The sequence below is a fragment of the Alteromonas sp. D210916BOD_24 genome (genome assembly GCF_047159385.1).
Classification (GTDB): domain Bacteria; phylum Pseudomonadota; class Gammaproteobacteria; order Enterobacterales; family Alteromonadaceae; genus Alteromonas.
The window spans coordinates 544,849-565,778 of record NZ_AP038333.1; the positions used below are offsets into that span (position 1 = coordinate 544,849).

Annotated in this window: 15 protein-coding genes; 7 read left to right on the top strand and 8 right to left on the bottom strand. The window is 45.4% G+C overall.

Going from position 1 to position 20,930, the window contains the following annotated elements; genetic code table 11:
* Positions 1 to 70: 70 nt before the first annotated feature.
* Both ACMCM8_RS02440 and ACMCM8_RS02445 read right to left on the bottom strand, forming a co-directional pair.
* Positions 71 to 2,893 carry an ATP-binding protein gene (locus ACMCM8_RS02440; protein WP_412725103.1) on the bottom strand — a complete coding sequence of 941 codons (2,823 nt, stop codon included), beginning with the start codon at positions 2,891 to 2,893 and terminating at the stop codon, positions 71 to 73.
* A 44-nt stretch (positions 2,894 to 2,937) separates the two neighbouring features.
* The gene (locus tag ACMCM8_RS02445) at positions 2,938 to 4,119 is read right to left on the bottom strand and encodes an ABC transporter substrate-binding protein (RefSeq protein ID WP_412725105.1); all 1,182 of its coding nucleotides are present in this window, start codon (positions 4,117 to 4,119) and stop codon (positions 2,938 to 2,940) included.
* 320 nt (positions 4,120 to 4,439) lie between these two features.
* On the opposite strand from ACMCM8_RS02445, the gene ACMCM8_RS02450 reads away from it, so the two are divergent.
* Positions 4,440 to 4,934, top strand: coding sequence for a 3'-5' exonuclease (locus ACMCM8_RS02450; RefSeq protein ID WP_412725107.1), 495 nt, complete (start codon positions 4,440 to 4,442; stop codon positions 4,932 to 4,934).
* Positions 4,935 to 4,997: 63 nt separating this feature from the next.
* On the opposite strand, the gene ACMCM8_RS02455 is transcribed toward ACMCM8_RS02450, so the two are convergent.
* Entirely contained in the window at positions 4,998 to 5,468 is a 471-nt protein-coding gene (locus ACMCM8_RS02455; protein WP_412725109.1) for a hypothetical protein, read from the bottom strand.
* Positions 5,469 to 5,767: 299 nt separating this feature from the next.
* Positions 5,768 to 6,913 (bottom strand): methionine adenosyltransferase, encoded by a 1,146-nt coding sequence (gene metK, locus ACMCM8_RS02460; RefSeq protein WP_412725111.1) that lies wholly within the window; start codon positions 6,911 to 6,913, stop codon positions 5,768 to 5,770.
* A gap of 469 nt (positions 6,914 to 7,382) precedes the next feature.
* On the opposite strand from metK, the gene tkt reads away from it, so the two are divergent.
* The 6 genes from tkt to ACMCM8_RS02490 all read left to right on the top strand — a co-directional run bounded on the left by tkt (position 7,383) and on the right by ACMCM8_RS02490 (position 15,471).
* Positions 7,383 to 9,374 (top strand): transketolase, encoded by a 1,992-nt coding sequence (gene tkt / locus ACMCM8_RS02465; RefSeq protein ID WP_412725113.1) that lies wholly within the window; start codon positions 7,383 to 7,385, stop codon positions 9,372 to 9,374.
* Positions 9,375 to 9,393: 19 nt separating this feature from the next.
* Positions 9,394 to 10,404 (top strand): erythrose-4-phosphate dehydrogenase, encoded by a 1,011-nt coding sequence (gene epd / locus ACMCM8_RS02470; RefSeq protein WP_412725115.1) that lies wholly within the window; start codon positions 9,394 to 9,396, stop codon positions 10,402 to 10,404.
* Between the two features lie 116 nt (positions 10,405 to 10,520).
* A complete protein-coding gene (locus ACMCM8_RS02475; protein WP_412725117.1) occupies positions 10,521 to 11,696 on the top strand; it encodes a phosphoglycerate kinase in 1,176 nt (391 codons plus the stop codon).
* Positions 11,697 to 11,892: 196 nt separating this feature from the next.
* Complete coding sequence (locus ACMCM8_RS02480; protein WP_412725119.1) at positions 11,893 to 12,789, top strand: fructose bisphosphate aldolase; 897 nt, start codon at positions 11,893 to 11,895, stop codon at positions 12,787 to 12,789.
* 273 nt (positions 12,790 to 13,062) lie between these two features.
* Positions 13,063 to 13,887: a helix-turn-helix domain-containing protein gene (locus ACMCM8_RS02485; protein WP_412725121.1), complete on the top strand. Its 825-nt coding sequence runs from the start codon at positions 13,063 to 13,065 to the stop codon at positions 13,885 to 13,887.
* Positions 13,888 to 13,959: 72 nt separating this feature from the next.
* Complete coding sequence (locus ACMCM8_RS02490; RefSeq protein ID WP_412725123.1) at positions 13,960 to 15,471, top strand: serine hydrolase domain-containing protein; 1,512 nt, start codon at positions 13,960 to 13,962, stop codon at positions 15,469 to 15,471.
* Between the two features lie 185 nt (positions 15,472 to 15,656).
* Here the strand turns inward: ACMCM8_RS02490 and ACMCM8_RS02495 are convergent, their stop codons facing one another.
* The 4 genes from ACMCM8_RS02495 to ACMCM8_RS02510 are packed head-to-tail and all read right to left on the bottom strand — an operon-like array spanning position 15,657 to position 20,833.
* Positions 15,657 to 18,020, bottom strand: a complete 2,364-nt coding sequence (locus ACMCM8_RS02495) for a xanthine dehydrogenase family protein molybdopterin-binding subunit (protein WP_412725125.1) — start codon at positions 18,018 to 18,020, stop codon at positions 15,657 to 15,659.
* Positions 18,021 to 18,023: 3 nt separating this feature from the next.
* A complete protein-coding gene (locus ACMCM8_RS02500; RefSeq protein ID WP_412725127.1) occupies positions 18,024 to 18,566 on the bottom strand; it encodes a (2Fe-2S)-binding protein in 543 nt (180 codons plus the stop codon).
* A 45-nt stretch (positions 18,567 to 18,611) separates the two neighbouring features.
* A complete protein-coding gene (locus ACMCM8_RS02505) occupies positions 18,612 to 19,784 on the bottom strand; it encodes a (R)-mandelonitrile lyase (protein ID WP_412725129.1) in 1,173 nt (390 codons plus the stop codon).
* 41 nt (positions 19,785 to 19,825) lie between these two features.
* The gene (locus ACMCM8_RS02510; RefSeq protein WP_412725131.1) at positions 19,826 to 20,833 is read right to left on the bottom strand and encodes an alpha/beta hydrolase; all 1,008 of its coding nucleotides are present in this window, start codon (positions 20,831 to 20,833) and stop codon (positions 19,826 to 19,828) included.
* Between the last annotated feature and the right edge of the window lie 97 nt (positions 20,834 to 20,930).

Consider the following 20,930-nt stretch of genomic DNA (forward strand, 5'->3'; position numbering starts at 1 on the left):
TATCGCACTTGAGTTTGTATAGTACAATGGCACTATACTATACACGAATGTATCACGAGTTTGATGTGCGTCAATCTTTGTTGTGAGAGGTGCGAACACTTGTCCAGTATTCCACTTTGTCCACCAGATCCTGTGCGTCGAAGGGTTTACTTAAGTAGTCGTCCATACCTGCCTGTTCACAGCGTTCCTTGTCGCCTTTCATGGCATTAGCAGTGAGCGCGACAATGGGGACAGAGGTATAACGTTCGCCGGCTTCGCCGTTTCTGATCCGTTTAGTGGCTTCAAAGCCATCCATTTCCGGCATCTGACAATCCATTAATACAATATCAAAGGTGGCTTTGGTTTTATTGAGTGCCTCCAGCGCTTCTATACCTGATTTGGCACTTAAGGTGATGTGATTAGTTAATTGTTGCTTTACGATAACTTGGTTAATTTCGTTGTCTTCAACAATTAGCACTTTGCTCTTCTTGCCTTTCTTTTTCGTTTTTTCTTTTGCTCTAGTATCGAGAATGGGCAGCGCTTCGTCTATTTCTTCCAGTAAAATATTGAAAGTAAAGGAACTGCCCTTACCCTTTTCACTTTCTAACTGAATGCTGCCACCCATAAGTTCACACAGTTGTTTACTGATGGATAAGCCTAATCCCGTACCACCAAATTTGCGGGTGGTGGAAAGATCTTCCTGGGTAAATACGTCAAAAATGGTGTCTTGTTTCTCTGGCGCAATACCTATCCCAGTATCTGACACACTACAGGACAATTGCAGTTTCCCGTCGGCAAGTCTATCTACACTGAAGGACACATCAATACTACCAGACTCTGTGAATTTAACCGCATTGCCCAGTAAGTTTGACAGGATCTGTCTGAATCTTACTTCATCGCCTTTTACGGTATGGCAACCTTGTAAATTAAAGTGAAAGTGCAGCGCCAAGCCTTTTTCCTGACACATAATGGCGTATTGGCTCTGTAGGTTTTCCAATGAAGTAATAATGTCAAAAGGGGCGTCTTCGATTTGCAATTGGCCTGCTTCAATTTTAGAAAAATCTAAAATGTCATTTACAATGTGAAGTAGTCCCTGAATGCTAAATTTGGCCAGAGAGAGGTAGTGTTTTTGATCGCTATTGAGTTCAGATACTTCTAACAGCTGAAGTACACCGGATATCCCATGGATGGGAGTTCTAATTTCGTGACTCATGCTGGCTAAGAAGCTTGATTTTAAACGGGCAGAATCTTCCGCTTTTTCTCTGGCTTCCTGTAAATAAAGCTCAGTTTGACGCTGTTGAGTGACATCTTGCTGAAAGCCAATGTAATGAGTGACTTCGCCGTTAATTTTAACGGGAGTGAGGTTTAGTAGGTTGTAAAAGGCTTCACCATTTTTCTTGTAATTGAGCAGGGTAATTTCGATAGGCTCTCGATTGGCAATAGCGCGTCGCACCTTCTCGATAGCGTGTTTGTCTGTGTCCTCACCCTGCATCGCTCTGCAGTTGTGCCCGATGATTTCATTTTTGCTGTAGCCAGTTAGATTTTCAAAAGCGCTGTTGACATACATCACCGGCTGACCGACTCGTTTGATGTCTGAAATGATAATAGAAACGGTCGCTTCATCCATAGCATGATTAAGCACTTGAACATGACTCTCCAGCGAGCGCTGTTCAGTTTCATCACTACCAACAAAGATAGTACCGCGTAGGTTGCCATTGACATCAACCAGTGACGTTTTTGTCCAGCAGATGTACTTTTCAGTACCTGTCTCTTTTGAAAAGTGGGTTAGTTCGGCCCTGTTTTTTGAAATAAAATTGCGTGTAATAAACTTCACTATTGCTGGCTTTTCATCGTATTGCTCTGCGCAAAAGTCGTCAAAACGCTTATTCGACAAAATAATGTGGTGGTTTTGATCAACCACTAACAGCATATCTCCCATGGATTCTAAGACATTTGAGAATTGCTCATTTGATAGCGAGACTTCAGAGAGATCCCAAATAAGTTTGTCAAATGCTTCTCGTATATTGGCAAGTTCCTGAGCTTCTATTCGGGCAGAGGTCGAATGGGAAGGTTCACTACCTGATAGCTTACCTTTAATATCGCTATATAGTGCAGACAGTGTATTTTCAGCTAATGTGCCCGTCACACGCAGCATATGCAGCGTGATAAGTATTAAGCCCACTATCATTAAAACCAGAACAATACTGATCCATGCGACTTCTCGGTAGGCAGTTATTGTGGGTTTCACACTATAAAGTGACAGGTTGCGCCACGAGGTGCTCATGAGTGAATAACCACGGGTGTTAAACTCTGCGAAACTAGTGTCAGGCGCTATCAATGAAGGCTGACTGCTAAACAGCACCACATCATTGGCGTCAGTAACTACCTGATTTGTCAGGCGAGGGTAGGGAGACAGTAGCGCTTGTAAACTGTCAACGTACATAACAAGTGCACCCTCAGCTACCCCACTAAGCAGGACAGGAACACTGATTAATACGCCATATTGAGACACCGAAAAGTAAGAGTTTGATGAACCTAAGGTTTGCTGACGCCATTTCGCATCCAACGATGCTGGTAGGGTCACGTCCCAGTTTTTATCGATAACTTGATTACCTGCAAAATCAAACAGGGCAAACTCAACTTTTTTCGCTTGGGTCAAATTCAGCGACCTGAAAAACATGGGAAGGTATGCGTTGCGCTGTTCTAAATCAACCAAAGAGTTGATAATAATATCGTTCGCCGCTAAGTCGGCGAGTTGCCGGGTTGTATCGTAAACAATGAACGTGAGATCCTGTTCGAGACCTTCTAGGGATTGTTGTTGTAACTGCTCGGCTTGCTTTGCGACAAAGTGAAAGGAAATGGCGAACAGTATCAAAGAGACCAGTAGAACAAGGGCAACTAGCCTTGGGAGCATGCTAGATAGCAGGAGAGACCGTAACCTCGGTTGCTGTTGCTGCATTACTCGATGTCCGTGGTTTCCAGGTGACCTTGTTCATTGAATTTTGTCATAAAGTAATCCTTAGCCCAAAGCGCATCATGCCTTTCGTGCGTGAAGGGAAATCGATAGCTCTTCACGGCACCTTTTATATTAGTGAGAGACTCCAGTGCCTCTCGCAATTTGTCAACTTCTATACTAGCAGCTTTCCTGGCAGCCGTGGCAATTAAATGCGTTAAATCATAAGCATGGGCAAGGCCGGTTACTCCGCCAATGGCGGAAGCTTCTACCAAACCGTACTTTTTGTGATAGGCCTCTAACAAACCTTTGGCTTTATCATTTTTTTGATGATGGAAATGAAATGTTTGCAACACAGCAATATTATACTGGCTAATAGGTGTTGCCAATTTGCTGGGCAATTGACCAGAAGCAATACCCCAATGGGATATTACGGGTAACCCTGCAATGCCTTGCTGCGCCATTTCATCAAATACCACAACGCCTTCCGGTACATTGGATACAAGAATAATAGCGTCTACGTTGCTTTCTTTAATTGATGTTACTGCACCCGAGAAGTCTTTTTGCTGCCAGTTGATCCAGTGCACTGCTTCGATGTGAACATTGTTAGAGGCTGCGGCTTCTTCCAATGATACTAAGTTGGAACGGCCCCAGCCCGTGCGCTCGAGAACTAGAGCTACCTTGTTGAAGCCTGATTTTTTGGCGTGTTCTATTAAAACAATTGCGGCTTCGGAATCTCTTACTGAAACGCGAAATACGTTGTTGGGAGTATAACCATTGTCAATGATAGGCGTACCCGCTGCCCACGGAACCAGCATCAGTATATTATTTTTGTGGATCGCATCAATTTCAGCGAGAACTACCGGCGTGTGAACACCACCAACGACAGCTAATAAGTCAGGGTTTGCGCTGAATTGTTCAATATTGTGAATACCGCGGCTAGGGTTGCCACGGTGATCTCGGGTTTCAACTTTCACAGGGCGACCTAGAATTCCACCTTGGGCGTTGATTTCGTCTACCGCAAGTTCTACACCGCGGGTGATAGCGACTCCCCCTTCTACAGCAACCGCAGACAAGTCTGCATCTATGCCTATTACCAAGGGGACTGGATTACAGAAAGATTTAGTCGGTGTTACTAGGAAACAGACGAACAACAGGCAAAGAAAATGAAAAAATTTTGAATACATAGTCAGTAATCCACGAGTTAACCTTTAAAAGTGTATAGCAATACCGTTTTAAGTGTTTGTTCTTGGGTCTTATTCTTTAGTATAAAGCGCTGATTGATAAATGTGCTGGGTTCAGTGTGTGGATATAGTATAAGGCGTCGTAACAAAAACTGGCACGATTCTGCTATTCCTTCCTATTTGTTAAATGACTATGTGTTGGCGATAGTGCTTAACTGACGTGTGAAGTCTCACACACCATCAATTGTAGATAGCAAACGATAGTGTCAACAATGCAGCGCTAAAGCGTTGTGGTTAGCCGGAATAAATCAACTGGAGAATGCGTGCAGAAAAATACCCTACCCTCTATTTTAGATGTGGAAGCGAGTGGTTTTGGAGCGGCAAGTTATCCCATAGAAATTGGTATTGTGCGCTATGATGGTGCAAAGTGGTGCAAGTTAATTCGACCGTTTCCCTCATGGGTACACTGGGACGAGGGTGCGGAAGCACTGCATGGTATCACCCAAGAAATGCTTCACTCTAAGGGCAAAGAACCTGTAAAGGTATGTTATGAATTGAATCAGTTTCTGGGGAATACCATAGTGTACAGTGATGGTTGGGTGGTAGATAACCCGTGGCTGATAAAACTTTTTGCCGCTGCGCGAGTGGAAATGACATTCACCTGTCGCGCATTAGAGTACATTCTCAGTCAAACTCAAATGGAAATCTGGCATGAAGTGAAGTCAGAACTTGCTACTTCACTGGATGTTAAACGTCATCGAGCAAGTGCCGATGCGTTGTTAATTCAGCAAACCTATCTCAAAACAAGACAATGCTAAAACGGGCTCCAGCAGGATTGGTAAAGTAAATATTGTAACTTTTTGAGTAAGGAGTTGTGCTACTTAGAATAAGTAGTGAACACCCAATGACAGCGCCATATTCTCTTCTTCGCCTATCTGCCTATGTTCCAATTCAATGGCCATATTTAAACCGTCGTTATGCCCTAGTAGCCACCCTAAGCGGGTAAATGTGCCAATATCATTAGGTAAATATAACCATTCCGCATAGTGCTGAAAGGCGGTGTTATTGGTTTTATAGGTGGCATAGATAGACTGAGGTAAGCGCGTAGCAAACTCTCTTTTTGCACTGATGGAACTCAAGGAGCCAGTAGCATAAGTAAAACTACTGTCATACTGATGGGCTTCGCTCACTGAATGAATTCGGTACTGGCTTTTTAGTTGCCATTGCGCGAGCTTGCTGCTTTTAAAATAAATCGGGCCATACTGCAAGTCACCAGTCCCTGCTGTAACAGCACTGGTGGTGCAGACCAAAATAAACAGCAACGGCCAGAAATAGCATTTTTTCGCTTTCATCGAATACAACCTGAGTGGAGGGTTGATAGTTTGTGTTGAGAAATGACCGCTTACCGTACTCAAACACAAGCGAAGTACATGAATATAAAGCTGTTTTAATATCTGGTGTAAACGTCAGGGCTGTATTATTCACAGTGCCTTTACGACCTTGTTTAATAAGCATAGCCGTTAATATGGGATCAATAAAATAAAGGAAAGTTTTTTTTCAAAAAAAGCGCAACAGATTTTAGACAGATAAAATAAAAACTGCCGCGTTAAACGCGGCAGTTATATTTTATGGATAAGTAATATCTCGGTTTTTAGACTGACGCTTTTAGCGCATCGGCTTTATCTATCGCTTCCCAAGGGAATTCTTCGCGACCAAAGTGTCCATAAGCTGCGGTTGGGCGGTAGATAGGGCGTTCTAAATCAAGCATTTTGATAAGACCATAAGGGCGCAAATCAAAGTGTTCACGAACTAGTGCAACGAGTGTTTTCTCATCGACTACGCCTGTGCCAAAGGTATCAATACTGATAGACGTTGGCTCTGCCACGCCAATGGCGTAAGAGACTTGAATTTCACAGCGCTTGGCAAGGCCTGCAGCAACAATGTTTTTGGCAACATAACGGCCTGCATATGCTGCACTTCGGTCTACTTTTGATGGATCTTTACCCGAGAACGCGCCACCACCGTGACGTGCCATACCACCGTAAGTATCGACGATGATTTTACGACCCGTTAAACCGCAGTCTCCCATTGGTCCACCAATGACGAAACGGCCAGTAGGGTTGATATGGAAACGGGTATTAGCATCAATCCACTCACTTGGCAGTACTGGTTTGATAATCTCTTCCATCACGGCTTCACGCACTGTTGCTGTACTGACAGTGTCGCAATGCTGAGTTGAAAGTACTACGGCATCAATGCCAACCGGCTTATCATTTTCGTACTTAAAAGTAATTTGGCTTTTTGCATCTGGGCGTAACCAATCTAGCTTACCTGATTTACGCACTTCCGCTTGCTTTTGCACAAGGCGGTGAGAATAGGTAATAGGTGCAGGCATTAGTACGTCAGTTTCGTCACTGGCGTAACCAAACATTAGCCCTTGGTCACCAGCGCCTTGCTCTTCTAAACTTTCGCGATCCACACCCTGATTGATGTCGGGAGACTGCTTACCAATAGCGTTTAATACTGCACATGAGTCAGCGTCAAAGCCCATGTCTGAGTGTGTGTAGCCAATTTCTTTGACTGTTTTACGGGTGAGTTCTTCAATATCAACCCATGCAGAGGTGGTCACTTCACCCCCAACTAAAACCATACCGGTTTTTACATACGTTTCGCAGGCCACCCGAGCGCGCGGATCTTGTTCCAAAATAGCGTCAAGAACCGCATCTGAGATCTGATCAGCAATCTTGTCCGGATGTCCTTCAGAGACAGACTCGGATGTGAATAAATGCGTGGCCATAAATGCTCCGTAAGCGTTAATTTATCAAAATAGTCGTATATTGTACTAAAACAAGTTATAAATACCAGTCTTTACTTCTAGACGTCTAAAAGTCTCTTCGTTACGAATTGTTGACACCATTGGATCACAAGCGGCGTGAATCAAGGGATTGAACGTATACGCGTTTGTGATGTGGACACGCTGACTTTGGGATTGAAATAGAAAGTGAAGACAATTTTGCAAGGTATTTAGCTATTACTTTCGCTATTGGCAATGAAAAGCCATTGAACTGAAAGGTGGCATAGGTAAGAATACCCCACACATTAAAACGTAGCCAGAAATAGCGCTAAAGCAGCACATTCGGTGAATTTCACCGAGTATGAATGGCAACCCAGATGGCGAGAATTGTATACGCCGAGTGGGGGCATTCCAGTGCAGCACAGCCTATTCATTGAGGTTCGTAAAGACACGAAATAAATCAGGAGACAACATGCCCTCTCGTCGTGAACTCGCCAATGCTATCCGTGCATTAAGCATGGATGCCGTTCAACAAGCTAAATCTGGTCACCCAGGCGCCCCTATGGGGATGGCTGATATCGCGCAGGTACTATGGGGTGATTTCTTATCACATAACCCTGCAAACCCGTCTTGGGCTAACCGCGATCGCTTTGTACTATCAAATGGTCACGGCTCGATGCTGTTGTACTCTTTACTTCACCTTTCAGGCTACGAACTGCCTATTGAAGAGTTGAAGAACTTCCGTCAGCTACACTCTAAAACCCCTGGTCACCCAGAATATGGTTATGCACCAGGTGTTGAAACCACCACAGGGCCACTGGGGCAAGGTATCAGCAATGCAGTAGGTATGGCACTTGCTGAAAAAGTGCTAGCGGCGCAATTTAACCGCGACGGTCACAACATTGTTGATCACCACACTTATGCATTTTTAGGCGACGGCTGCTTGATGGAAGGTATCTCACACGAGACCTGTTCACTAGCCGGTACACTAGGCCTTGGTAAGCTTATCGCGTTTTGGGATGACAACGGCATTTCCATTGACGGTGAAGTAGAAGGTTGGTTCACCGACGATACCCCAGCTCGCTTTAAGAGCTACGGCTGGGAAGTGATAGATGGCGTTGACGGTCACGATGCAGAGCAAGTAAAAGCGGCTATTGAAAAAGCGCAAGCGAATACTGCGCAGCCAACACTTATTTGTTGTAAAACCACCATTGGTTTCGGTTCGCCTAATAAAGAAGGTACTGAATCCTGCCACGGTGCACCGCTAGGTGAAGATGAAATTGTCGCTACTCGCGAAAAGCTTGGCTGGAGCCATGGCGCGTTCGAAATCCCAGACGATGTTTACGCTGGTTGGGATGCTAAAGACAAAGGTTCAAAAGCAGAAAGCGCGTGGAATGAAGCCTTCGCTGCATATGAAGCTGCTTATCCAGAACTTGCTGCAGAATTCAAACGCCGTGTTAATGGCGAACTGCCAGCAGACTTCAGTGTCAAAGCAGATGCCATTATTGCCCAGCTGCAAGCTAACCCGCAAAACATTGCTTCACGTAAAGCGTCGCAAAATGCACTCAACGCATTTGGCCCGCTACTTCCAGAACTATTAGGCGGCTCTGCCGACCTAGCAGGTTCTAACCTGACTATCTGGGAAGGCAGCAAAGGCGTTGAAGCGAACGATGCATCAGGTAACTACATTTACTACGGTGTACGTGAGTTTGGTATGTCTGCCATGATGAACGGTATTGCCCTTCACGGTGGCTTTAAGGCATACGGTGCAACCTTCCTTATGTTCATGGAATATGCACGTAATGCAGTGCGTATGGCGGCGTTAATGAAACAGCCTGCAATTTTCGTTTACACCCACGATTCAATTGGTCTAGGTGAAGACGGCCCAACGCACCAGCCGGTAGAGCAGGTGGTTGCGCTACGTGCAACGCCTAACCTTGATAACTGGCGTCCGTGTGATCAGGTTGAGTCTGCTGTGTCGTGGAAGTCTGCCATTGAGCGCAATGACGGCCCAACAACGCTAATCTTCACGCGTCAAGGGTTGCCACAACAAGACAGAACGCCTGCGCAGGTGGCAGATATCGCTAAAGGCGGTTACGTACTTAAAGATTGCGACGGCACGCCTGAGCTAATCCTTATTGGCACCGGTTCTGAAGTTCAGCTTGCGGTAGAAGCGGCGGCAAAACTGACTGAACAAGGCAAAGCGGTTCGCGTAGTGTCTATGCCGTCAACTGACGTATTTGACCGTCAGTCAGCTGAATACCGTGAAAGCGTACTGCCATCAAGTATTGTTAAGCGCGTAGCGGTAGAAGCCTTGTCAAAAGACAGCTGGTACAAGTACGTTGGCTTTAACGGCGCCATTGTGGGCATGGACACCTTTGGTGAGTCTGCACCTGCTGGCGACTTGTTTAAGCACTTCAACATTACCACTGACGCTGTAGTAGAGGCTGCACTGTCTCTGTAAGAGGTAAATAAATAAGCCTATGGTAAACATTGCCATAAATGGGTTTGGTCGTATTGGTCGTAACGTACTGCGCGCACTTTATGAAAGTGGGCGCAACAACGAATTCAACGTTGTGGCCATTAATGACATTGCTAAACCCGAAGGCATTGCACATTTACTTAAATACGATACCGCCCACGGGCGGTTCCGTTTTGATGTGGCCTTAGAAAACAACACACTTAATGTGGCAGGTGATGACATCACACTGCTGGCGATTAGTGATATAAAAGACTTACCGTGGAAAGCCTTAGGCGTCGATATTGTACTGGAGTGTACAGGCAAATTTGACGACAGAGCATCGGGGCAAGCCCATTTGGATGCCGGCGCTGGCAAAGTGCTGTTCTCATCACCCGGGTCACCAGATTTAGACAACACGGTGATTTTTGGTACCAACGAAGACACGTTGACCAGTGAACAAAAATTAGTCTCCAACGGCTCTTGTACTACGAATTGTATCGTTCCTGTCATTCAGGCCCTCGATGCAGCATTTGGTGTGGAAAGTGGTACGATCACAACCATTCACGCGTCTATGCATGACCAGCAAGTTATCGATGCCTATCACGAAGATTTGCGCAGAACACGCGCAGCCAGTCAGTCTATTATTCCTGTTGATACGCGCCTAGCTGCCGGTATAGAGCGCATTTTGCCTAAGTTTGCAGGCAAATTCGAAGCCATTGCTGTAAGGGTACCTACTATCAATGTAACCGCCATGGATTTGAGTGTTACCCTTAAAAGTAAGGTTACCATTGAGCAGGTTAACCAAGCCCTTCGCAGTGCAACAACGGGGCGACTACAAGGCATTTTGGATTACACCGAAGAACCTTTAGTGTCAGTAGATTTCAATCACGACCCACACTCGTGTATTGTAGATGGCACACAGACAAGAGTCAGTCACAAGCAACTGGTTAAAACACTGGTGTGGTGTGACAACGAATGGGGTTTTGCAAACCGTATGCTCGACACAGCAAAAGTGATGTTCGACGCAAAGTAAAGCATTGATGCTGCCAAGGGTTGGTGGCACCAGCCCGCGCAGCTTTCACCGTTAATTTGAGCGCACTCCATGTAGTGGATGCGCTCTACTGAATTTAAATTAACATAGGAAAGACGATGGCAATTCCAAGCATGAGCGATTTGGCCCTTAGCGGTCAGCGCGTACTAATAAGACAAGATTTAAACGTGCCGGTAAAAGACGGCAAAGTCACTTCTGATGCGAGAATCAAAGCATCTATTCCTACTATTAAAGCAGCCCTTGACGCTGGCGCAGCGGTAATGGTGATGTCACATTTAGGCCGACCGACAGAAGGTGAGCCAGCTGACGAATTTTCTCTTCAACCGGTTGTTGATTACCTCAACGATGCGCTAGATGTGCCAGTGAAACTGGTTAAAGATTATCTTGATGGCGTTGAAGTAAATAGCGGTGAGTTGGTTATTCTAGAAAACGTGCGCTTTAACAAAGGTGAGAAAGGCGACGACGAAACCCTTGCGAAGCAATATGCAGCGCTATGTGATATTTTCGTGATGGATGCCTTTGGTACCGCCCACCGCGCTCAAGCATCTACCCACGGCGTGGCGAAGTTTGCACCTAAAGCCTGTGCTGGCCCACTGCTTGCTGCAGAGCTAGATGCACTTGGCAAAGCGCTGGATAACCCAAAACGCCCAATGGTGGCTATTGTGGGGGGCTCTAAAGTGTCGACTAAGTTAACCGTGTTGAAAACACTGGCAGAAAAAGTTGATCAACTTATTGTAGGTGGCGGTATCGCTAATACCTTTATCGCGGCACAAGGCCACAATGTGGGTAAGTCGCTGGTAGAAATGGACTTAACCGAGCAAGCCACGCAGCTGATGAATGAAGCGCAAGCGAATGGCGGTAATATTCCAGTACCTACTGACGTGGTAGTGGGCAAAGCCTTTGACGAAAATACCCCTGCGACGTTAAAGCAGGTCAGTGACGTGTCAGACGATGACATGATTTTCGACATTGGCCCAGACTCATCAAAAGCCCTTGAAGATATTATTAAGAACGCGGGCACTATCGTGTGGAATGGCCCTGTAGGTGTATTTGAATTTGAACAGTTCAGTGCTGGTACAAAAGCCCTGTCGGAAGCGATAGCAGCCAGTGACGCGTTCTCAATCGCCGGTGGCGGTGATACACTAGCTGCAGTAGACAAATACGGTATTGCTGACAAGGTCTCTTATATTTCAACCGGTGGTGGTGCGTTTCTTGAATTTTTAGAAGGAAAAACGCTTCCTGCGGTAGCGGTACTAGAAGAAAAAAATAAGTAATTAAAGCGACGAATAAAAATAACAAACGCTTAGATTGCTCATTAAGCTACAAAACAGGCTACGCTCATAACAGCATTCTTGAGTGTAGCCAGTAAATCGATTTCGATTTTTTGGCGATACAGTGACGTGCGCCAATACATAACTATAAACCCTACACCTGCCTTTACCGGCAGTACTATTTAAAAGGAGTGTTGCAATGGCATCACAAGCTCAGCAGGCAATGTTAGATAAACTGAAAACCCAAACCGGTTTTATTGCAGCGTTAGATCAAAGCGGCGGTAGTACCCCTAAAGCGTTACGTCTTTATGGCATTGAAGAATCTGAATACAGTTCAGATGAAGAAATGTTTAATCTTGTTCACGAAATGCGCACCCGTATTATTACCAGCACCCCTTTTAGCGGCGAGCGTGTCCTTGGCGCAATACTGTTTGAAAACACCCTTGATAGAGAAATTGAAGGCATGTCTTCTGCGCACTACTTGTGGCAGAAAAAACGGGTGATCCCCTTTCTTAAGGTGGACAAAGGTCTGGCAGAGGAAAGCAATGGCGTTCAGGTAATGAAGCCCATGCCTGGTCTTGACGCGCTATTAGCGAAAGCGGTAGCGCAAGACGTATTTGGCACCAAGATGCGCAGTGTTGTTAAACTTGCTAATCACCAGGGTATTAAAGATGTTGTTGCGCAGCAATTTGAAGTGGGTAAACAGATTTTAGCCGCTGGTCTTGTGCCCATAATCGAGCCAGAAGTGGATATTCACAGTCCGCAAAAGGCCGAAGCGGAAGCATTACTTAAACTGGAAATTCTTACCCAGTTGAACCTGTTAAGCGAAGGTCAGGAAGTTATGCTTAAGCTAACACTACCTACACAGGCTAACTTCTATAAAGAGTTAATTGATCATCCACGCGTGTTAAAAGTGGTTGCGTTATCAGGTGGATATAGCCGTGACGAAGCCAATGCAAAACTTGCTGAAAACCAAGGTATGATTGCCAGTTTCTCTCGCGCGCTTACCGAAGGTATTTCTGCAAAGCAGAGTCAGCAAGAATTTGAAGCCACACTCGACGAGGCCATTGAAGCTATTTATCAGGCGTCAAAATAAGGTCTGACCAAGAAGGTAGTTAAAACAACGGAACTACCGTTTAAAAAAAACTTCGATTTATCGAAGTTTTTTTGTTTCTGGCATCTGCTTTTTAATGGATGATGGGCGTACACAATATCAAAGTACACAACAGTGAGGGCGAAGGACAAAATTCTTTTATGGGTAATTCTTTTGTGGGGTGATACGACACCAAACATTTTATTACAAACTAACCCTGCGTCAGTGATTTGATACCTGTTAACCTTGCTCTATTCATCAAATGGGGCCAGTCGTATGCATAATCAACTCAAGCGCCGGGAACACAAGGACTACAAATCTACTTGTCTCATTCCCCAGAGCAGCGAAATTGTTAAAACGGTCAATTTAGATTACTACGCGCCTCAACTGTATATGCCCAAACACGACCATAGCGTAGGTCAGTTCTCTACCTTGTTGTCTGGAAAAGCGTACGAATACAATCTCAATGGTGAATTGTACAATAGGCCGGGGGTCGCTGAATTTAAGCCGGTTGCCTATAGCCACAGTAATCGTATAGGGCCAGACGGGGCACTGTTTCTATCCATCAATCTTCACTCTGACCACGAGGCATTTGTGGCAGAGTTTGGTCGTGTCAACTGGAAGCTTATCGACCAAACTGTCGCAAAACGTCTTTGGCATACGCTGACCTTAATGTTGTTTCAATCAGAGCGCGCGTTAAATGTCGACATAGACGAGGTGGTTCTGGGGCTGTTGTCTCAGTCACTACCTGGTAATCACATTATAAAAAAAGCGCCTGTATGGTTATGTTTAGCAGAACAAGCACTTAATGAAACACAAATGAGCCTTGAGGAAATTGCTAGATATGTAGGTGTGCACAGAGTGCATTTGAGCCGGGTTTTTCAATCTTATTTTTCCCTCTCTGTTTCGCAATACAAGCAACGTGTGGCTTTGCAGCGAAGTATGACGGCAATGCTAAGGGAGCACGACTCCATTAGTTTGGCTGGCGCACAGGCTGGATTTGCCGATCAAAGCCATTTTACACGAACAATGAAAAAGCAATTTGGTATTACGCCGAATAGGCTGCGATCCTTGTTTAGTTCAAGCTCCGTTGTTGCGTGATGTTACATTCGTTCTATAAAGCAAATACAAGAGTGGCTGTAATAGAGCAAACGACAAATATAAAGGCAAAAAATGAAATATCGTATTACTTTTGGTGTGTTAGCTTTGGCTACTTGGTCTGCTTTTATTAGCGCAAAAGAAAGTTCTATCAACGACGTCTTTCTGGCTTCGCTAATCAATGAAATTAAGGAAAGTGCAAACTTGCATTCAGGTACCGCTATTGCGGTGGTAGTCCATGATAAAATTATTTATCACGGTGATTTTGGTCACCAGGATATTGAGAACAATATAGCCGTCAACCCCAACACGCAGTTTTATATTGCTTCAGCGACAAAGCCTTTTACCGCCCTGAATTTTCTTATCGATGCAAACAATGACGAATCGATACGTGACACGACGTTATCTACCATGTTCCCCTCTATTCAGGTAAAAGGCCGTGAAGATATAACGGCTAAACATTTGCTTACCCATACAGCATCAATCAATAACTTACCTTTAGTACTCGCTACAGCCTACAGTGGTGAGCATTTCGCAGATACGCGCTTAGGTTTAGTAAATGCACTTTCTGAACCATCGGAAGAAGCAATAGGTGAATTTAAATACACGAATGTGGGATACAATATTTACAGTGTATTTTCTGATCAGTTTTTTAAGCAAGATTGGCAGACAAAGCTACATAAGCAAATTTTTGTATCTGCTGGTATGAATAACACCGCCGCCAGGCGTTCAAGTATTAAAGCGGACTCATCTGATCCAAAACATGGGAACATTGCAAGGCCATATTCTGTGATGAACCACGACAGGCAGACCTCCCTCTATCTGGAAAAGCAAGATTCAACCCTACACGCTGCCGGTGGCATGTTTTCAACCAGCCATGATTTGGCTCGATTTTTAATGATCCAACTAAATCATGGTGCACTGGAAGACAGGCAAATTTTTCCTTCAAAAGTCATTAAAGAATCACAAACTCAGCAAGTTTCAACCGATACAGCATATCTGGATTTTGAGCGAGATGGTTACGCATGGGGTTGGTATACTGGCGACTACAAAAACAACCGAATGCTGCATCATTTCGGTGGCTTTGCCGGCACTCATGCACATCTTTCTTTTATGCCTGAGCAAGGTATTGGGTTGGTAGTATTAAACAATGAAGATTTTCTCAGTGCGCGTTTAACGAGTTTGATTGCTGACTATATTTACGGTGCGCTATTAAATGAAGAAAACATTGAGCAAAAAATCACTCAACGGGCACAGCTACTTAGCGCGAAATTAGCAGGTCTGGATAACATGCTGGAGAAAGAGCGTGCAAAAATTTCAGCACGGAAGTGGAACTTGAGTTTAACGCTTAACGATTATGTAGGTGAATATCAGCATCCCCTACTTGGTACTATTACAGTTAGCGCAAATAAAGCGCAGCGTCTTGATGTCACCTGGGGCCAAATGCATTCCAGCTCAACGGGAATGAATGAACAAGATAAGATCCGTGTTGAGCTTGAACCCGCATCTGGCAGCGTGATTACCTTTAATGTTTCAAATAAGGTGAATTCGCTGACCTTTTCGGATATCGAGTTTAAAAAGATATAGTGTGTTTGATACGTCTGAGGTTGAGTAATTGACAGCTACGCACAGGTATTGAGTAGAAGGTTATTCTCCCCTTGTTTACACGTAATAGGGATGTGAAGCCGTATGGCAGTCAGTGTATTCTGACTACCAGGAATCCGACATCTAGTGAATATTGCGAAGCTCCGGCGTATAACAAGTCAATCTATTTATGTCATAAGTGCTTGTTTGACATAGTCAGGTCTTAACGGAAGGCGTCTAATGGGTTTGCCCGTCGCGTCATAAAACGCACCGGCAATAGCCGAAGACGCCAGAGCATTGGCACTTTCGGAGCCCTGTCCATAAATGGTCGCGGTGGTATCAGGCGCGATAACAACCTTAATTTGGGGGACTTCCGCCATTTTTAGGATGGGGTAGGAGTGCCAGTCTGAACAGGTTAGTTTGCTGTTGTCAAAGCTGACTTCTTCATGCAGAGCCTGCGATACTCCCATTATACAGCCTGCTTCAGCCTGACGTTTTAGCTGCAACGGGTTAACTACAATTCCAGTATCTGATACCAAGGTGATCCGCTGTACTTTTACTTTGCCTGTATCCGGTATTACCGCTATGTGTGCGGCACAGGCCCAGTAACCATTGTCACGTAACATAATCGAAACGCCACGCCCATGCGTCGGCTCGCTGCCCTTTGTTCGTGCGAGGGGGGAGGGCGAGGGTCGGGTTTCCCAGTCTGCTTCGACTTTTAATCTTTCAAGAATGGCTTTGAAGCGTGGTTCAGTAATGTGTGCCAATCGAAATTCAATGGCATCCTTAGAGGCTAGTGCAGCTGCTTCGCTCATGGCCAATTCACGGGGGAAATTTTGCTGAAACTGAATTGGCGTGCGCATGGAATGATCGCGTATGCCAACATTAATCGGTGAAGCTTGTTGCCCAAGTTGATACATACCGCGGCCGGTTTCAGCAATATTTTCTACCGTTCCGTATACCCAATGATCAGCAATAAAAATGCCTAATCCGTGTAAAAACGATGGGTTGTCGGGGGTGGGTGGCAATATGGTGTCTTTACCCGCCAGAATTGCACCAATTGGCCGATCATCCTGCATAGGAGGGCCGCTATGTACTGCTTTATAAGTCGTGATTCGTCCCTGTTTGTCTAACCCAATGTTGATTTGTGACAGCATAGCAGATGAATTAGTTGACCACTGCATATCATCATGACGCATCCACTGCACCCTGACCGGTACACCCAACTTAACTGTCAGTAATGCAGCTTCATCTTCTGAGCCAGCATTGCCACCATTAGAGCGGCCAAAGTGGCCGGGGCCAATATAGGTTTTTATAATAACCTTATCTTCTGGCTCGTTAAGCATTTTGGCAATGGCCATTCGCAGGAATTGTGGGTTTTGACTGTGAGTATGCACCACAATGTTACCGTCTTTGATTTCGGCTAACGAAACCATTGGTCCAATAGGCGCATGTTTATGATAAGGCACAAAGTAACTTGCCAAATGAGATTTATCTGAACGCTGGTTAACATCGCCTTTGGCTGCGCGACTTTGCATATCTGGCACATCGTCCCAAGTGGGTTTGTCGTGTAAGTATTGTTTTAATTCTGTAGACGTCGTAGGTAGCCCTTGCCAGTCGGACCATTGGGTGTTGGCTTCAACGGCGCGGGCGGCCTGTACAGCTTCCCATTCATCAGTTGATACAACCGCCAGCAGATTGTTGATAGTCACCACCTGGCTATTGGAAAATAAGGTTTTGTCCAGAGAACCAGCTTTTAGCAAAGTTGAACCAAGAGTGTTGGGGTGAATAACCCTAGCATGTAACATGCCCGGTAATTTTACGTCGCCTACCCAGATATTATCCCCTGCCACTTTGGGCCTAACGATGGGATTTTTCAATGGTTTGCCAATAGTGGTGTATTCGCTTATTGGTTTCATAGGGGGCTCACCAGTAACGACAATTCCCCTAAAGCTGGTAAGTTCACCGCTAACTGGAATACTTAACGCCCAGTTCTGCTTGTCCAATAATTCACCATAAGTAATCTCGAAATCGCCAGCTGTGATAATGCCATCTTTAATACGCAGACTGTCTTTGGCGACGGCAAATTTTTCTGCCGTTAAGGTTAACACCGCTTCACGCATATAGGCTGCCACTTTACGCAGATTCTGCACGTTGGTACGCAGTAAGCCAAATGTGCCACCACCGTCGGGTGTTTCATCGGTATCGCCCCACACTACGTTGGTAATATTTGCTACGGGCATACTGAGCTCTTCAGCCACAATCTGACGATATGCAGTAAATATGGAGCTTTGGCCAAAATCGCATTTTCCGGTGCGAATTAACGCTGTATTGTCAGCATGAATTTCAATCCAGCTGGCCGGTTTTGCGGCATCCAGTGAGGTTGGTAGAGTGTCATTATTGGCAGCAATTGCCAATTTTGGAGCAAATGCAACGGAAGCGACTAAGGCGCCACTGCCTCCCAGAAAAGCTCGGCGACTTAACTTGGCACCGTAAATCAAGTATTCACTCACTGACTGAGTATGCGTGTTGATGTATTGTTCAATGTCCATTCCTTAGCTCTCCAAGGTCTGAGTCGCTATCATTTCAGCGCCTTTGATAATGGCTGCTGCGCGGTGAACACCATCCTTTATCGCTGCGTATGAGCCGCAACGGCACAGATGGGCTGACGGCCCTGATTCAGTCATAGCGTGATTGATGTCATCATCACTGGGGCTAGGATTTTTTTCTAACAATTCGGTGGCTTTGATCATCATTCCGTACTGACAAATACCACATTGAGGCACTTGTTCATCAATCCAGGCTTGTTGCACCGGATGCAGACGCGCAGGATCGGTTGGCAACGAACGTTGTTGTTGCCAGCGTGCTGGCAAGCCTTCAACCGTGGTGATGTGCTTGCCTTCAAGCGCCACAATGGGATAAATACAGGCGCGTACTTCTTCGCCATCGACCAGTACTGAACATGCGCCGCATTGCGCTAAACCGCAGCCAAACTTAGGGGTCATCACATTAAGTTCACCGCGTAATACATACAACAGGGGGGTGTCCGGCGCGGCTTTCACTTGGCGTGTTTGACCGTTTACGAGTAGCGATATCATTGTTTTGCTCCTTTGTGTATGTACATTACACGTTAGCCAGCGTACTCAGTAAGGCCTCGGGTTGAAATTATTCATGGGCTGGTTTTGAGAGACCAACTCCATCCACGTTACTGTTTCACCATCGTCTGGCGTTGAAATTGCGACATGCGACATGGATGAGTCAGGTGCAGCACCATGCCAGTGACGAGTATTGGGCGGTATGGTGATGACATCACCCGGCAACATGGTTTGAACTTCATCATTTTCTGACTGCACTAATCCTTTGCCGGAAATGATAATCAGTGTCTGTCCTTTAGGATGGATGTGCCATGCTGTTTTTGCGTCGGGTGAGAACTCCACAATAGCTCCGCGATAATGAGAAGAAACCGGTGAAGAAAATCTGGATGTAATTTTAGCAATGCCTGTGAATTTATCCGGTGTGCCGAAGCTCGCTGTTTCATCCCGGTATACAACAGCCGATTTCTTCAGAAAATTAGGAATTTTAACTTGTGCAACACTACTCAAGACTGTCAATGCCCGCTCGGCGCTTTCTTGATTAACCTTGTCACAAAGTATTTTGGTGTATTCAATCAGTTGGAAATGGGTGTAGCCTATCCGCAACGAAAGGTTCATATGAGCGATTAACTGTGCTTTAGTTCCAGACATACCCGCCAGCATACTAATGGTCACCAGTTCTCGATCTTTGTGCGTTAACACGTCGCGATAAAAAATATCGGCAAAAAGGTGTTCAACGAGAAACAGGTCGATGGTAGGAACAAACGCCGCGTAACCTGTCGTACGGTGCGAAATGTCTTTACCAACCAGTGCATTTCTAGTTTTGTGGCCGTAGGCATTTGCATTGAAATGTTCAGGCAAAGGGCTAGCTGTGGTGCCGATTTTGTCCCTAATACCATTTTGCTGTCTAATGTTCATGACTTCGATAAACGTATTGATACCGTTTAAGGCTCGGGGAAAGCCTGCGTATGCATAGGAATGAATAAAGATCTCTTTTACTTCATTAACCGTTAAACCTTTATCTAGTCCTTCGTTTAATGCTCTCTCCAGTCCAACTACATTGCCAGACGCTGTAAATGCAGCGATTGGAATAATAGCCTGCTGTCTATCACTTAATCTATCAGGAGAGCTATTCGCATAAGGTTGTATGATAAAGGCACAATAGAGTAAGGCGGCTTGCATTGAGAATGGGAACAGTCGCTTCTGTGCTTTCAGTAATGTCATAATAAACATCCCATTGAATTGTTTCACCGGCAGTCTGCCGTTTAGTCGAGGCTTTTTTCACGCAACCAATCGAGCATCAGCGCAGCCACATCCTGATTATTTAGGTCAGAAAACGGGAAGTGCGTGTTACCAAAAATACCCACCTTTGGCAGGTGTATAACTCTCGCGTCACCACCATGTCGATTAATAGCATCAGCCCAAACGTAAGCCATTTCTAAGCGGACTCGCCAGCCATCTTGCCCGGGACTATCACTGGGTTGTTCTGGAATGAAGTCACCGTAATAAATGACGATAGGTATTTCTGTAAGTTTGGTAAATTCAGACAGAGGCACTTGCACTGCACTTAGTGCACCACTGGAACTTGGCATTGCTTCTGGTACTTCTCCTGGTGGAAATACAAAGCCGCTGCCAGGTTCATAAGACACAATCGCTTTGATATGGGGATTTTGCATGGCCGTTAACCAGCCCATCCCACCACTGTGCGAATGTGTGACTAAAATACCATCACCGATTTTGTCAAATAGCGCACTAACTGCATCCGCGTTAGTGTGCGGATCGATAGGGCCAATGTTCGGTACCATCTGTCTGAAATACTGATTCAGTGACTCACTATCGGTAGGGAACTGCACATTTTCAAAATAATTTGGCCACTGTCCCACCCTGAAAATATTGAACCACTTCTGTTCTTCGGGGGTAGGGCTATAAGTGCCTGATTGAGTGCCTTTTCCTGCGCTGCCTCGACGAGGTTGATCTATTAGGTACACCCCATAACCTTGGCGTAGAAAAATATTCTGATAGCCTTCTCTCCCATCAGGTGTCGATTCCCAAGTCTTAGAGAATTGCCCAAATCCATGCCACATTACCAAGGGTAGCTTTCGCTGATCGACAGGAATTTGATAAAACACATAGGCGTGGTCGCCATGCAAGGTTTGTCCGGCGGGCGTCAGTTTTATGGGGTCAAACTGCCCTTCACTTTTAATAACACTACCACCCACAGCGAAGCTTCCTTGCTGAGCGATTATTAAAGGAGCTTCTGAGTGTCTTGTCATAGAATTACTCATACATGCAGCGAGTACTAAGGTCATCGAAGCCACCATAAGGCATGTGTAATGGCTTCTTCTTAAATAGCGCATACCGCTAGCTCCT